The organism is Pseudomonas campi (assembly GCF_013200955.2).
GTDB classification, from domain to species: domain Bacteria; phylum Pseudomonadota; class Gammaproteobacteria; order Pseudomonadales; family Pseudomonadaceae; genus Aquipseudomonas; species Aquipseudomonas campi.
The window spans coordinates 4,236,807-4,250,595 of sequence record NZ_CP053697.2 but is presented as its reverse complement, the minus strand read 5'-3'; the positions used below and the strand labels follow the sequence as shown (position 1 = coordinate 4,250,595).

Below are 13,789 nucleotides of genomic sequence, written 5' to 3'. Positions count from 1 at the left end.
TCGCACCATGCTGGCTGGATACAAACGGCAGACATAAAAAAGCCCCTGGCGTAAACCAGGGGCTTTTTCGTATATGGCGCACCAGGCGGGATTCGAACCCACGACCCCTGCCTTCGGAGGGCAGTACTCTATCCAGCTGAGCTACTGGTGCGTTGCGGGGCGCAATCATACGCATCCGTCGCGCGGGCGTCCATGCGGGCCGTTGGGCCTTTTGTTCAGAGTTCCTGCATGACGAAGTCGGCCTTGCTCACCCCGCAGTCGGGGCAGAGCCAGTCGTCTGGCACTTCGGCCCAGGGCGTGCCAGCGGGGATGCCATCGTTGGGCCAGCCGCTGGCTTCATCGTAGATCAGGCCGCAGATGATGCAGATCCAGGTCTTCATGCCGGCACCTGTTCTTTATTACTTAGCGGATGCAGGTGACGATCGAAACGACTGAGCGCAGGGAAGGTCAGCGGCTGCAGCTCATCCAGGCTGTTCAGGTAGTCGGCGTACTGTTCGAGGATTTCCCCACGGGTATCTGCGCTGACGTAGGGCACGTGATAGGCGGCGAACGGCGGTAGCACGCTGAGCCCGGTGTAGGCCAGAGTGCCGCGCTGCAGGGGGCGCAGCATGGGTTCCCAGTCGCCATGCACGGCGTCTTCGTCGGCGAACATATGCGCCTGGCCGCCGAGGCTGAAGCTGAGCAGCGCACGCTTGCCGGCCAGGCCGCCGCGGTCGTAGAAGCGCAGGCCGCCGTAGCACACGCCGGAGACCAGCACGCGGTCGATCCAGCCCTTGAGCATGGCTGGCACCGAGCACCAGAACAGCGGGAAGTTGAGGATCAGCAGGTCGGCCCAGAGCAGTTTGTCCAGCTCACCGGCGATGTCTGGTGCCAGGCTGCCAGTCTTCAACGCCTCGCGTTGTTCCAGGGCATAGACCAGGTAATCGGGGTTGCTGCGTTGGCTGAAGTCGGCGGCGCTGGCCACTGGGTTCCAGTTCATCGCGTAGAGGTCGGAGACCTGCACGCTGTGCCCGGCCTGCTGCAGGGTGGCGACGGCGAGGTCTTTCATCGCGCTGCAGAAGGACTGCGGTTCGGGGTGGGCGTGGACGATCAGGATATTCATGGGCAATTCCGGGAGCGGCGATAGAAGAACAACCCTCTCCCTAGCCCTCTCCCATAAATGGGAGAGGGGACTAAAGCGGGGCTTAGGCGGCCTGTTGGGTCGTGGCGCTGGTCGGCTTCTCGTGCGCCTGCCAGCGGTTGGCGCGGGCGAAGGTGCCGAAGTCGTTGAAGCGCACGCCGGCTTCGCGCATCAGCCGGTGCGCCAGCGGCGCGGTGAGCTGGCGGATATAGAAGGGCTCCTTGACCACGAAATGGTGGATGCCGTGGGTGCTGCCGAAGTTGCAGCAGAACGCCTGCAGCGGCCACAGCCACCAGGCATTCAACACCTGGGTCTGCTGGATCACGTTGCCCGCCTCGATGTCGCCGTAGTAGTGCATGTTCGAGCTGATGAAGTGCAGGCAGAAGGTGCGCAGCACGTTGGGCCCGACCAGTACGACCACGGCGATGTTCACGCCGTGCATCAGGCTCAGGGTGGTGGCCGACCAGGCGATTGGCGCGCCCGCAGCGCTGGCGGCGAAGTCGAGCAGGTGGAAGCCGAGGAACACATACCAGGTGCCCCAGTTGAGCAGGCCCAGCGGCGCGTAGCCGATCAGCGTGCGGCTGACGATCATCTTGCGGTGCGCCCAGGTCTTGGCACGCAGCAAGCGGATCAGCGAGGACATCAGGTTGTCGCCGACCATCAGCAGGCGGGCCAGGCCCCAGGGCTCGCCGTTGGTGATGGCGCGCTCCTCGATGTCGGTCTCGCTGCCGGACACCTTGTGGTGGTGGAGGTGCAGGTGGCGGCGGATCCACGGGTTGATCGTGCTCGGCCGCGCCAGCCACACCAGCGCCATCATCAGGTTGTGCGGCACCCGCTGCTTGCGGAAGTACATGGAGTGGATCAGGTCGTGCTCCAGCTCGTGGGTCAGCGAGGCGAAGAAGGCGTTGGCCAGCAGGCACGCCCACCAGGCAATGGCGCCGTCCAGGTAGAGCCAGGCACTGCCGAGCATGCCGGCCAGGGCAAAGGCCAGGATGCCGGCGCCGAGGGCGTCCTGGTGTTGCAGGATGGGGTAGCGCTGGCGCAATGCTGCGCCGCGGGCCAGTACCTGGCTGCGGATATGCGCGGAGCGCTGCTGGTCATTGTGCAGGCCATGGCTTGCAGGAGTCGGGGTCATGCACGCATCCTCTTCTCTGTTCGCCGAGCGTTGCCATGCGGGGCAGCGGGTCGGCATGCGGACTGTTGTGGGAAGACATCTGTGGAAAAACGTCTGTGGGAAATCGTCCAGGCTACTGTGCGCGCCTGCCGCCACTCTCGCCTGACCCATAACGCCAACCTGTTGACCGAGAATGCCAACCTGCATGACTGAAGCCTCCACCCTGGCCAGCTGGACCCGCGCCCTGCGTCGCCAACTCGACGGCCTCGGCCTGGACAGCGCCGCCCTGTGTCGCGAGGCCGGCCTCGACCCGCTGCTGCTGGACGACGCCAACGCCCGCTACCCGCTGTCGGCCACCACCCGTTTGTGGCAACTGGCCGTGGCCGCCAGTGGCGACCCGGCGCTGGGCCTGAACACCTCGCGGCACGTGGCGCCGACCACCTTCCACGCCCTTGGCATGGCGGTGATGGCCAGTGGCAGCCTGCGCGAGATCTTCGAGCGCATCGTGCGCTACCACCAGGTGGTCAGCGATGCCCTGGAGCTGGAGCTACGCGATGTCGGCGACAGCTGCGAGCTGCATTTCCGCCTGCCGCCGGGCGGCTCGGCACCGGCCGCCGAGGCCATCGATGCTTTCGCCGCGATCTACGTGCGCACCTGCCGCAATCGCCTGGGGCGCAGCTACGCGCCGTTGGCCGTGCACCTGCGCCGACCGCCGCCGGCCGATCCGCAGCCCTGGCTGGAAGCGTTCCGCGCGCCGGTGCATTTCGCCGCGGCCGAGGACGTGCTGTGCTTCGCCCGCGTCGACCTCGACCGCCCGCTGGATGACGGCAACCCGGAGCTGGCCGCGCACAACGAGGCGGTGCTGCGCAAACGCCTCGACGCCCTGCAGCCGGATACCGTCGGCCGCCGCCTGCGCCGCGCCCTGGAACAATGCCTGCCGAATGGCGAGCCCTCCGCCGAGGTGCTGGCCCATGGTCTGCACCTGAGCCTGCGCAGCCTGCAGCGCCATCTCAGCGAGGAAGGCAGCAGCTACGAGCAGGTGCTCGCCGAGACCCGCCATGCCCTGGCCGTGCAACACCTGGGCGCAGCCGATTGCTCGATCAGCGAAGTCGCCTACCTGCTCGGTTTCGCCGACAGCAGCAGTTTCAGCCGCGCCTTCAAGCGCTGGAGCGGGCAGAGCCCCAGCCAGTACCGCGACAGCCTGCACGGCCGCTGAAAGCCTGTAGCGCAGGGCGAACAGCACTACAGGCTCTTGTTGCACGTTCGTTCTGAATATTGAACGCCCGTGCGGCGCGCCTGTGCCTGCCCCGGCAGCCGCGCCACTCATGGCCGGGCTGGCTGGCGGAGGGGCAACAGGGAAATCGGTGGCTGACCTCGGCTGTTCATACTTTTTTGCTATTTTGTGGTTTTTATCGAACATCCCTATTGCCCTTTGCCGAAGCTGGCCCTAGGATTCGTTTGACATTTCAAACGCTGAGTAGCCGCATTCGGCTGCCCGCTTTTTGCTTGACTGCCTGCCCCGGCGGCGCCGCGCACCAGGAGAACAATATGCAACTGAAAGACGCCCAGCTGTTCCGCCAGCAAGCCTACATTGACGGTCAGTGGCTGGACGCCGACAGCGGCCAGACCATCGCGGTGAACAACCCGGCCACCGGCGAGATCATCGGCAGCGTGCCGAAAATGGGCCGCGCGGAAACCCGTCGCGCCATCGAAGCCGCCGAGCGCGCCTTGCCGGCCTGGAGCGCGCTGACCGCCAAGGATCGCGCCAACCGCCTGCGTCGCTGGTTCGAACTGATGATGGAAAACCAGGACGACCTCGGCCGCCTGATGACCATCGAACAGGGCAAGCCGCTGAGCGAAGCCAAGGGCGAAATCGCCTACGCCGCCTCCTTCCTCGAGTGGTTCGCCGAAGAAGCCAAGCGCATCTATGGCGACACCATTCCCGGCCACCAGCCGGACAAGCGCATCATCGTGCTCAAGCAGCCGATCGGTGTGACCGCAGCCATCACCCCGTGGAACTTCCCTTCGGCGATGATCACCCGTAAAGCCGGCCCGGCCTTGGCCGCCGGTTGCACCATGGTGCTCAAGCCTGCTTCGCAGACCCCGTACTCCGCCCTGGCCCTGGCCGCACTGGCCGAGAAGGCCGGGATTCCGGCTGGCGTGTTCAGCGTGGTCACCGGCAGCGCCGGCGACATCGGCTCCGAGCTGACCAGCAACCCGATCGTGCGCAAGCTGACCTTCACCGGCTCCACCGAAATCGGTCGCCAGCTGATGGCCGAGTGCGCCCAGGACATCAAGAAAGTGTCCCTGGAGCTGGGCGGCAACGCGCCGTTCATCGTCTTCGACGACGCCGACCTGGATGCCGCCGTGGAAGGCGCGCTGATCTCCAAGTACCGCAACAACGGCCAGACCTGCGTCTGCGCCAACCGCCTGTACATCCAGGATGGCGTGTACGACGCCTTCGTCGACAAGCTGAAAGTGGCCGTGGCCAAGCTGAAGATCGGCAACGGTCTGGAAGATGGCACCACCACTGGCCCGCTGATCGACAACAAGGCCGTGGCCAAGGTCCAGGAGCACATCGAGGACGCCATCAGCAAAGGCGCCAAGCTGGTTGCCGGCGGCAAGCCGCACAGCCTGGGTGGCAGCTTCTTCGAACCGACTATCCTGATCGACGTGCCGAACAACGCTGCCGTGGCCAAGGAAGAAACCTTCGGCCCGCTGGCGCCGCTGTTCCGCTTCAAGGACGAGGCCGAAGTGATCGCCATGTCCAACGATACCGAGTTCGGCCTGGCTTCCTACTTCTATGCCCGCGACCTGGGTCGCGTGTTCCGCGTGGCGGAAAAGCTGGAGTACGGCATGGTCGGCATCAACACCGGGGTGATCTCCACCGAAGTGGCGCCGTTCGGCGGCGTGAAAGCCTCCGGCCTGGGTCGTGAAGGCTCCAAGTACGGCATCGAAGACTATCTCGAGCTGAAATATCTCTGCTTGGGTGGCATCTGAGTTAACTGATTTCCGTGGGTGTCGGGTGACAGGCAGGAGCCGTGGTCACCCGGCGTCGGCGTTTCCGGTGGTGGCACCGGCGAACCCTGCAGACGAGTCGGCAGGAGCCTGGCAGTTCGATCATCGCTAGCTGCCAAGCCCCGCCCCATCGTCATCATCCTTGGACCAAGCCGCGCCAACACAAGCGGCCGATGAGGAAACCATGAGCAAGACCAACGAATCCATTCTGCAACGCCGTGCTGCCGCTGTTCCGCGCGGTGTAGGTCAAATCCACCCGATCGTCGCCGAGCGCGCCGAGAACGCCACCGTGTGGGACGTCGAAGGCCGCGAGTACATCGACTTCGCCGGCGGTATCGCCGTGCTCAACACCGGCCACCTGCACCCGAAAGTGGTGGCAGCCGTGCAGGAGCAGCTGACCAAGCTGTCGCACACCTGCTTCCAGGTGCTGGCCTACGAGCCCTACATCGAACTCTGTGAAGAGATCGCCAAGCGCGTGCCGGGCAACTTCGCCAAGAAGACCCTGCTGGTCACCTCCGGCTCCGAAGCCGTCGAGAACGCGGTGAAGATCGCCCGTGCCGCCACCGGCCGCGTCGGCGTGATCGCCTTCACCGGCGCCTACCACGGCCGCACCATGATGACCCTGAGCCTGACCGGTAAAGTGGTTCCCTACTCCGCCGGCATGGGCCTGATGCCCGCTGGCGTGTACCGCGCCGTCGCCCCGTGCGAAATCCACGGCGTCAGCGAAGACGAGTCGATCGCCAGCATCGAACGCATCTTCAAGAACGACGCGCAGCCGCAGGACATCGCCGCCATCATCATCGAGCCGGTGCAGGGCGAAGGTGGTTTCTACGTCAACTCGCCGGCCTTTATGAAGCGCCTGCGTGCCCTGTGCGACCAGCACGGCATTCTGCTGATCGCCGACGAAGTACAGACCGGTGCCGGGCGTACCGGCACCTTCTTCGCCAGCGAACAACTGGGTGTGGTGCCGGACCTGACCACCTTCGCCAAATCGGTCGGCGGCGGTTTCCCGATCTCCGGCGTGTGCGGCAAGGCCGAGATCATGGACGCCATCGCCCCGGGCGGCCTGGGCGGCACCTATGCCGGTAGCCCGATCGCCTGCGCCGCGGCCCTGGCCGTGCTGAAAGTGTTCGACGAAGAGAAGCTGCTGGAGCGCAGCCAAGCCGTGGGCGAAAAGCTCAAGGCTGGCCTGCGTGAGATCGCGGCCAAGCACAAGGTCATCGGTGACGTGCGCGGCCTGGGTTCGATGATCGCCATCGAGCTTTTCGAAGGCGGCGACGCCAACAAGCCGGCCGCCGAGCTGACCGGCAAGATCGTTGCCAAGGCGCGTGACAAGGGCCTGATCCTGCTGTCGTGCGGCACCTACTACAACGTGGTGCGTTTCCTCATGCCGGTCACCATCCCGGACGCCCAGCTGGAAAAAGGCCTGGCCATCGTCGCCGAGTGCTTCGACGAGCTGGCGTAACTGCTCTGCCGAGGCTTCCTCCTCCCCGTTGGAGGCCTCACAGAATCCGCCTGAAGCTCACCAGGCCAGGCGTTTCTTCAAGGCCCGCGCAAGCGGGTCTTTTTTTGCCTGGCGAATGCATAATACCGTTCACTTAAACGCTTTGCTCCCCTCTCCCGTTCACGGGAGAGGGGCCGGGGGAGAGGGTTGAGCAGGCCACGCCGCCCCTCTCCCTAACCCTCTCCCACAAGTGGGAGAGGGGACTGTCCGTGTTGCCAGATAGTCATTATCCCGTTGCATGTCCGCTGCATTTTCCTTAAGTGAAGAGCATTACCTCGTAGCCCGGATGCAATCCGGGAAGCAGGCCGCTCCGTCCCCGGATTGCATCCGGGCTACCCAGGCGCGCTGTCAGGCCTGCAGGGCTTCCACGACGAAATCCAGGCGATCCTGACCGAAGAACAGCTCGTTGCCGACGAACATGCTTGGCGCGCCGAACACGCCGCGCTTGACTGCTTCCTCGGTGGTGGCCTTGAGTTGGTCCTTGACCTCCTGTTCGGCCGTCAGCGCCAGCAGCGCTTGCGCATCGAAACCCGCTTCGCTCAGCACCTTGCCAAGCACCGCTAGGTCGCCGAGGTTCAAGGCGTCGACCCAGATCGCCCGGAAGATCGTCGTCACATAGGCGTCGAAACGCTCCGGCATGTGCAGTTGCACCGCCACCGCGCCACGCATCAGGCCCAGGGTGTTGATCGGGAAGTGCGGGTTGAACTGCATCGGCACCTGGTAGCGCCGGGCGAAGCGCTGCAGGTCCTGCAGCATGAAGCGGCCCTTGCTGGGGATGGTGATCGGCGAGGCGTTTTTCGTCGCCTGGAACACGCCACCGAGCAGCATGGGTTTGTACACCAGCTCGGCATCCGCCGCGGCACAGAGCGCCGGCAGCTGGGTCCAGGCCAGGTAGGTGGTGGGGCTGCCGAAGTCGAAGTAGAACTCGACGGATTTGCTCATAAGGCTTTCTCGCTTGCTGATTGTTCTTGTCGGGGTATCGCCACCGCACCGAGCGCGGGGGTGAGCGCTAATGTAGGAGCGAGCTCTGCTCGCGAAGCTTTTCGCTTGGCCGCTTCGCGAGCAGAGCTCGCTCCTACGGACTCAGGCATGGACGCTGCCGCGCAATGGGCGCAGCGGGTCGATGCACGTCACCACTTTTCGATCCAGGGGCGCAGATCCAGTTCGAAGGTCCAGGCATCGCGCGGCTGGGCGTGCAGGAACCAGTAGTTGTCGGCGATATGCTCGGGATTGAGGATACCGTCCTGCTCCTTGCGCGCGTACATCTCGGGGAAGCTGTCACGGATAAACGCGGTGTCGATGGCACCATCCACCACCACGTGGCCGACGTGGATATTCATTGGTCCCAGCTCACGCGCCATGCTCTGTGCCAGGGCGCGTACGCCGTGCTTGGCGCCGGCGAAGGCGGCGAAGTGCGAGGCACCGCGCAGGCCGGCGGTGGCGCCGGTGAACAGGATGGTGCCACGCCCGCGGGTGACCATGCGCCGCGCCACCGCCTGGGCGGTGAGGAAGGCGGAGAAGCAGGCCATCTCCCAGATCTTGAAGTACTTGCGCGCGGTCTCCTCGAGGATGCTGCACGGCACGTTGGCGCCGATGTTGAAGACGAAGGCCTCGATCGGGCCGATGCTGCTTTCGATCTGCTCGACCAGCGCGGCAACCTCGTCCTCCTTGCGCGCATCCGAGGCAAAGCCATGGGCCTGGCCGCCGGCAGCGCGGATTTCATCGACCAGCGGCTGCAGCTTGTCGGCGCTGCGCCGGGTCACACAGGCGATATAGCCTTCGCGGGCGAAACGCTTGGCGATGGCCCCGCCGGTGGCGTCGCCGGCACCGATCACCAGTACCACTTTGTTGTCGTTGTTTTGCGTGTTCATGGACTTCACCTTTACTAAACGATCGTTAGCTAAACGGACGTTATGCTACGCTCGCCGCATCGTCAAGCAGGTTTAGCAGCGGAGACTCCCATGCGCTATTCGCCCGAGCACAAGGCCCAGACCCGCGAGAAGCTGTTGCAGAGCAGCGGCGCCATCGCCAAGCAGGGCGGTTTTTCCGCGGCCGGCGTGGACAGCCTGATGAAGGCCATCGGCCTGACGGGAGGGGCGTTCTACAGCCACTTTCCATCGAAGAACGACCTGTTCAGCGCCATCGTCGAGCGCGAGCTGAGCCACAGCGTGGCGCTGCTCGGTGACAGCGCGGAAGCCAGCCGCGCCAAGCTGCAGCGCTGCCTGGAGCGTTACCTGAGCATGGCCCATGTGCAGCATCCGGACAGCGGCTGCGCCATCCCCACCCTGGGTGCCGAGATCGCCCGCGCCGATATCAGCGTGCGCGAGCAGGCCGAGCACTGGCTGGTGCGCCTGCAGCAGGCCTGGGCCGAGGTGCTGGGCAGTGGCGAGCTGGCCTGGGCGATCCTCGCCCAGTGTGTTGGCGCGCTGGTGGTGGCGCGCATGCTGGCCACGGAACAGCGCCAGGAAGAAGTCCTGGCGGCCAGCAAGGCGCTGCTGGCGAGGATCGTGCAGCCATAAGCCTGCGTCACCTGCGGCAATTCGCCTCTGCAAGTCTTGCAATAGAGCCTTGTCTGGCAACGATGGCGATGTAACGCTTAACCCGACAAATTGTCCGGTATTTCGTCGGATTGCCCTGGCGCCGCCGCACTTAATCCGTAGACTTGCGCGCCTTCTGTTTGACGCCACTATTTTGCCATCACTTTTGAGGTTTCCATGACTGCCCCGGTTGCTGCTCCGGAGATTCTGATTGCCGAAGCGAACCCCTGGACAGCCGATCTACTTGCCCAGCTGGTGCTCGACGTACGCAGCGACGCCGTGGTGACCAAGGTCGCCGATGGCCACGCGGCTCTGGCCCGTTGCCGGCGCAGGCTGCCGGACCTGGTGATTGCCGATGGTGAGCTGGCCGCGCTCGACGGCGTCGAGTTGCTGCGCCAGGTGCGCCGCCACCCACGCACCCCGGCCCTGCCATTCATCCTGATCAGCCGCCATACCGATGCGCGCAGCGTGCGGGCCGCCCTGCCGCTGGCCCCGACCGCCTACCTGGCCAAGCCGTTTAACGCGGAAAGCCTGCGCCAGCGCCTGCAAGGCCTGCTGCAGACGCATGGTGTGGCCGTCGCCCAGCCGCGCCAGCCACTGCTGGTCAGCGATCTCAACGAATACCTCGATAGCGTGCGCGAGGAAGGCCAGGGCGCGCCGCTGCTGGGTGACCTGCGTGACGCGGTGGCGCGCAGCCTGCAGGCTGCGGAACTGAGCCTCGGTGAGCTGGAGCAGGAGTTTGTGCGTGATCCGCAGATCACCGCGCGCCTGATCGCCGCCGCCAACAGTGGCGCCGAACACCGTGGCGTGGCCTGTCAGACCCTGTCCCAGGCCTTGCAGCGCCTGGGCGTGGCGCGCAGCCTGAACCTGGTGCTGGGCCTGGCCGTGCAGCGCAATGCCTTGCTGCAGGATGCCCGCCTGAGCGAGCTGGCCCTGCTGGCGGGGCGCCAGGCTCAGCAGAGCGCGGAGCTGGCCTACTGGCTGGCCGGGCGCCTGGGGCTGGATAACGAGCTGTGCTACACCGCCGGCCTGCTGCACAACATTGGCGAGCTGGCCCTGCTGCGCAGCCTGCAGGATTGGCTGGATGCCGGCGGCGAGCTGGGCAATCAGCAGATCGAGGCGGCCCTGCGCCAGCGTGCCGCCGGTTTCGGTTCGGCCCTGCGTATCCGCTGGCGCCTGCCGTTCGGCCTGCGCGAACTGATCGCGGCCTTCTATGCCCTGGGTAGCGGGGTGTTCTCCCGTGAGGCGCTGGTGCTCAACCTGAGTGCCGAGTTCCTCGCATTGCCGGCCAATCAGGGCCCGGAGCAGTTGGTGGAGTGCCGGGCGGCGAGCATGTTGCGGCTGTCGGCGGCAGTGCTCGGACAGGTTCCGCCGAGTCTGTTCAGGCGCGACTGACGGGAGCCGTCGAACGCTCGACAGCCTGGTCGGCCAATTCCACCAGCGGCTTGGGCTGGTCGATGAAATAGCCCTGGGCGAAGTCGATCCCCAGCTCGCGCAGGCATTCCAGGCCCGCGCTGTTCTCGACGAACTCGGCCACCGTCTGCAAACCCAGTTGCCGGGCGATCTGCACCATGGAGCTGACCATGGCGCGGTTGATCGGGTCGCGCTCGATGCCGAGGATGAAGGTGCCGTCGATCTTCAGCAGGTCCAGCGGCAGGTGGCGCAGGTAGGCGTAGGAGGCGAAGCCGCTGCCGAAGTCATCCAGCGCCACCTTGATGCCCCGGCTGCGCAGCCGCTCGATCCAGCTGGCCGAGGTGCCCAGCTCGGCCAGGGCGACCATCTCGGTAATCTCCAGGCACAGCTTGCCGGCGGGCAGGCGGTGGGTATCCAGCAGTTCGTCGAGCAGGTGGTGGAACTCGGGGTCGAGTAGCGAGGGCGCGCTGAGGTTGAGATTGACCTGCTGCAGGTGCGCCGCATGCTGCGGGTTCTGGCCCAGCCACTGGCAGTAGCGGCGCAGCACCCAGCGATCGATTTCGGCAAGGAAGCCATAACGCTCGGCGGCGGCGAAGAACTGCCCGGGCGCGATCCACTCGCCCGACTGCGGGTCGCGGTAGCGCAGCAGTACCTCGTAATGCCAGCCGCTTTCACTGTGCTGCAGCGCTTGCACCGGTTGGTAGAACAGCTCGAAATGCTCCTGCTCGATGGCCTCGCGCAGGCGGTTGATCCATTGCAGTTGGCGCTGGTGTTCGAGCAGTGCGCCGTCCGCCGGGTTGAACAGGTGCACGCGGTTGCGTCCCTGGCCCTTGGCCATGTGGCTGGCGTTGTCAGCCCAGTTCAGCGCCATTTCCCAGTCATCCACGCCGGAGTCCAGTTCCAGCACGCCGATGCTGGCGTGCAGGGAGAACGGCCGGCCGTCGTAGCTGAACACGAACTGGGCCACGGCTTCGCGCAGCTGCTCGGCCTGCACCAGGGCCTGCTGGGTATCCGTGCCGCTCAGCAGCACGGCGAACTCGTCGCCGCCGATACGCGCCAGCTCGCTGGTGCTGGGCAGGCGGCCGAGCAGGTAGCTGGACAGTTGGCGCAGTAATTGGTCGCCGGCGGAGTGGCCGCAAAGGTCGTTGACCTGCTTGAACTGGTCGAGGTCGAGAAACAGCAGGTGGCTGAAGTGCCGGCCATGCTGCTGCAGGCTCTCTTGCAGCAGGCGCTCCAGCTCGCGGCGGTTGATCAGCCCGGTCAGCGAGTCGTGTGCCGCCAGGTTGGCCAGGCGTTGTTCCAGGGCGCGGCGCTCGCTGAGGTCGACGACTATGCCTTCGATGCAATGCTGCTCACGCTGTTCGTGCAGCGACAGATGCACCCAGCGCACCTGGCCGCCACAGGCCAGCAGCTGCACTTCGCCACTGGCGGTGGGTTGCTCGGGGCTGAGTTGGGCGCGCAGGCGCTGCCAGTCGTTGCTGGCAATCAGGTTGTACATGGGTTGGCCTTGCAGCTGCGTACTCGGCCCGTTGTCCAGATTGAGCAGGCGCAGGAAGCTCGGGTTGCTCTCCAGCAGCACCCCCTGCAAGTTGCAGCGGAAGATGCCTTCGGCGGCATTGCGGAACAGCGCGCGGTATTGCTCCAGGTTGACGATGGCCTGCCCCTGCGAAGCCAGCAGGGCCTTGCGCACATGGTCGAGCTGGCGGCCGTTGAGCACGCCGAAGAGGAACACGCTGATCACCGGCAGCCAGGCATGCAGGGTGTCGACCAAGGCGGTGCGCGGGATCACGGCGCTGCGGCTCAGCGAGAGCAGCAGCATGAGCAGGATGGCGGCCCCCCAGAACAGGGTGAACCAGCCGGCATAGGGGCGGCGCAGGTGCAGGGCGAAGAGGGTCAGGGCCAGCTGGAACAGGCCGGTGGCGAGCATCAGCTGATTGAATACGGCTGCTGGCAGGTGCTGCCCCGGGCTCAGCTGCACCCACAGCTGTGCACCGACCAGGATCAGCAGCAGGGCATTGCGCAGCCAGCGTACGGGACGCTGGTCGAGTTTCAGCGAGGTGCTGATGAACAGGGTGCTGAAAATCAGGGTGAGGGCGCCGCTGATATTGAGCTCGAACAGCGCCATGGCCGGCCAGTGTGGCCACAGCAGCAGGCTGGTGAGGTCGTTGATCGCCGCGTTGTACCAGGCCACGCTGAGAATGCTGGCGCAGTAGTAACCCAGGCTGCGCTCGCGCACGGAGACGAACTTGAGCAGGTGGAACAGCGCCATGACCAGCAGTGCGCCGACGATCAGGCCGTTGCCCAGCCAGCTGCTGGCCAGCAACTGGCTCTTCTGCTCGGCCGGTATCAGCTTCAGCGGCAGGCTGATCGACGAGCTGCTGCGCACCCGCAGTATCACTTCCATCTCGCCGGTGCCGTGGGTCGGCAGCGGCAGCAGGAAGGCGCGCAGCGGTTCATCGCGATGGGCGAAGGGCAGGGTATCGCCGGTCTGCCGGTACAGCTGCAGCTGGTCGTTGCTGAAGACCCACAGCTGCACGTCGTCCAGGTAGGTGTGGTCCAGCCACAGGTAGTGGCGCTGGCCGGGCACACCGCTCAGGCGCATGCCCAGCCACCAGGTGCTGGCGCTCCAGCCCAGGGACGGGGTAGTGGTTAAGGTGCTGCCGTCGCTGAGCAGGCGTACGCGGGCTTCGCGTACATCCCACTGGCCCTGGGGTTCTTCCAGCAGACGCACGTGCAGGGCGCTATCGTCCGGCTTCGACCACAGCTGATTGAGCGGTAATTCGGCGTGCGCAGTGGCCATCAGGCAGGTGAGCAGCAGCAGGCTCAACACAGGTTTCAGCCAGCGAAAAGCAAATGGCATGCATGGCACCTGGGCGCAGGAGAATGGGTGGGGACGATGATGCGGGCCCGAGTGGCGACCCTAGGCAAGCTTAGCCGAGGCTGCCGGTATTGGCCTTGCGCCACTAGCAGGCTGTTGAAAAACGTTGGCGAGGCAGCCAGCGCAAGGCAAAAACAGGCGAAAAAGCGCAGTTTACGAGCTGTAAATGAGCATTTTGAGCCTGTTTTTAACGCAGCGATGGCAA

The 13,789-nt window shown here is 65.4% G+C and carries 11 protein-coding genes and 1 tRNA gene; 5 read left to right on the top strand and 7 right to left on the bottom strand.

All coding sequences use genetic code 11. From position 1 onward, the window contains the following. Nucleotides 1–74 precede the first annotated feature (74 nt). The 4 genes from HNE05_RS19565 to HNE05_RS19550 form a co-directional block, all read right to left on the bottom strand. Nucleotides 75–151 (bottom strand) — tRNA-Arg (locus tag HNE05_RS19565). 64 nt (nucleotides 152–215) lie between these two features. Next, entirely contained in the window at nucleotides 216–380 is a 165-nt protein-coding gene (locus HNE05_RS19560; RefSeq protein ID WP_173210493.1) for a rubredoxin, read from the bottom strand. Continuing rightward, a complete protein-coding gene (locus HNE05_RS19555; RefSeq protein ID WP_173210491.1) occupies nucleotides 377–1,102 on the bottom strand; it encodes an NAD(P)H-dependent oxidoreductase in 726 nt (241 codons plus the stop codon). The genes HNE05_RS19560 and HNE05_RS19555 overlap by 4 nt, the downstream gene beginning before the upstream one ends. A gap of 82 nt (nucleotides 1,103–1,184) precedes the next feature. Then, on the bottom strand, nucleotides 1,185–2,255 hold the full coding sequence (locus HNE05_RS19550; protein ID WP_173210488.1) for a fatty acid desaturase: 1,071 nt from the start codon (nucleotides 2,253–2,255) through the stop codon (nucleotides 1,185–1,187). A gap of 184 nt (nucleotides 2,256–2,439) precedes the next feature. Between HNE05_RS19550 and HNE05_RS19545 the strand changes: the two genes are divergently transcribed. The 3 genes from HNE05_RS19545 (at nucleotide 2,440) to gabT (ending at nucleotide 6,717) form a co-directional block, all read left to right on the top strand. After that, nucleotides 2,440–3,450 carry an AraC family transcriptional regulator gene (locus HNE05_RS19545; protein ID WP_173210486.1) on the top strand — a complete coding sequence of 337 codons (1,011 nt, stop codon included), beginning with the start codon at nucleotides 2,440–2,442 and terminating at the stop codon, nucleotides 3,448–3,450. 332 nt (nucleotides 3,451–3,782) lie between these two features. Further along, on the top strand, nucleotides 3,783–5,234 hold the full coding sequence (gene gabD, locus HNE05_RS19540) for an NADP-dependent succinate-semialdehyde dehydrogenase (RefSeq protein ID WP_173210484.1): 1,452 nt from the start codon (nucleotides 3,783–3,785) through the stop codon (nucleotides 5,232–5,234). A 202-nt stretch (nucleotides 5,235–5,436) separates the two neighbouring features. Next, nucleotides 5,437–6,717, top strand: a complete 1,281-nt coding sequence (gene gabT, locus HNE05_RS19535; RefSeq protein ID WP_173210482.1) for a 4-aminobutyrate--2-oxoglutarate transaminase — start codon at nucleotides 5,437–5,439, stop codon at nucleotides 6,715–6,717. A gap of 387 nt (nucleotides 6,718–7,104) precedes the next feature. Here the strand turns inward: gabT and HNE05_RS19530 are convergent, their stop codons facing one another. Both HNE05_RS19530 and HNE05_RS19525 read right to left on the bottom strand, forming a co-directional pair. After that, entirely contained in the window at nucleotides 7,105–7,698 is a 594-nt protein-coding gene (locus HNE05_RS19530) for a 2-hydroxychromene-2-carboxylate isomerase (RefSeq protein WP_173210481.1), read from the bottom strand. 188 nt (nucleotides 7,699–7,886) lie between these two features. After that, nucleotides 7,887–8,627 carry an SDR family oxidoreductase gene (locus HNE05_RS19525; RefSeq protein WP_173210479.1) on the bottom strand — a complete coding sequence of 247 codons (741 nt, stop codon included), beginning with the start codon at nucleotides 8,625–8,627 and terminating at the stop codon, nucleotides 7,887–7,889. Between the two features lie 90 nt (nucleotides 8,628–8,717). Here HNE05_RS19525 and HNE05_RS19520 point away from each other — a divergent pair, with 90 nt between their 5' ends. Next, nucleotides 8,718–9,275: a TetR/AcrR family transcriptional regulator gene (locus HNE05_RS19520; protein ID WP_173210477.1), complete on the top strand. Its 558-nt coding sequence runs from the start codon at nucleotides 8,718–8,720 to the stop codon at nucleotides 9,273–9,275. 195 nt (nucleotides 9,276–9,470) lie between these two features. Then, on the top strand, nucleotides 9,471–10,688 hold the full coding sequence (locus tag HNE05_RS19515; RefSeq protein WP_173210475.1) for an HDOD domain-containing protein: 1,218 nt from the start codon (nucleotides 9,471–9,473) through the stop codon (nucleotides 10,686–10,688). Here the strand turns inward: HNE05_RS19515 and HNE05_RS19510 are convergent. Next, on the bottom strand, nucleotides 10,675–13,566 hold the full coding sequence (locus HNE05_RS19510; protein ID WP_173210473.1) for an EAL domain-containing protein: 2,892 nt from the start codon (nucleotides 13,564–13,566) through the stop codon (nucleotides 10,675–10,677). The two genes, HNE05_RS19515 and HNE05_RS19510, sit on opposite strands and share 14 nt — an antisense overlap. Between the last annotated feature and the right edge of the window lie 223 nt (nucleotides 13,567–13,789).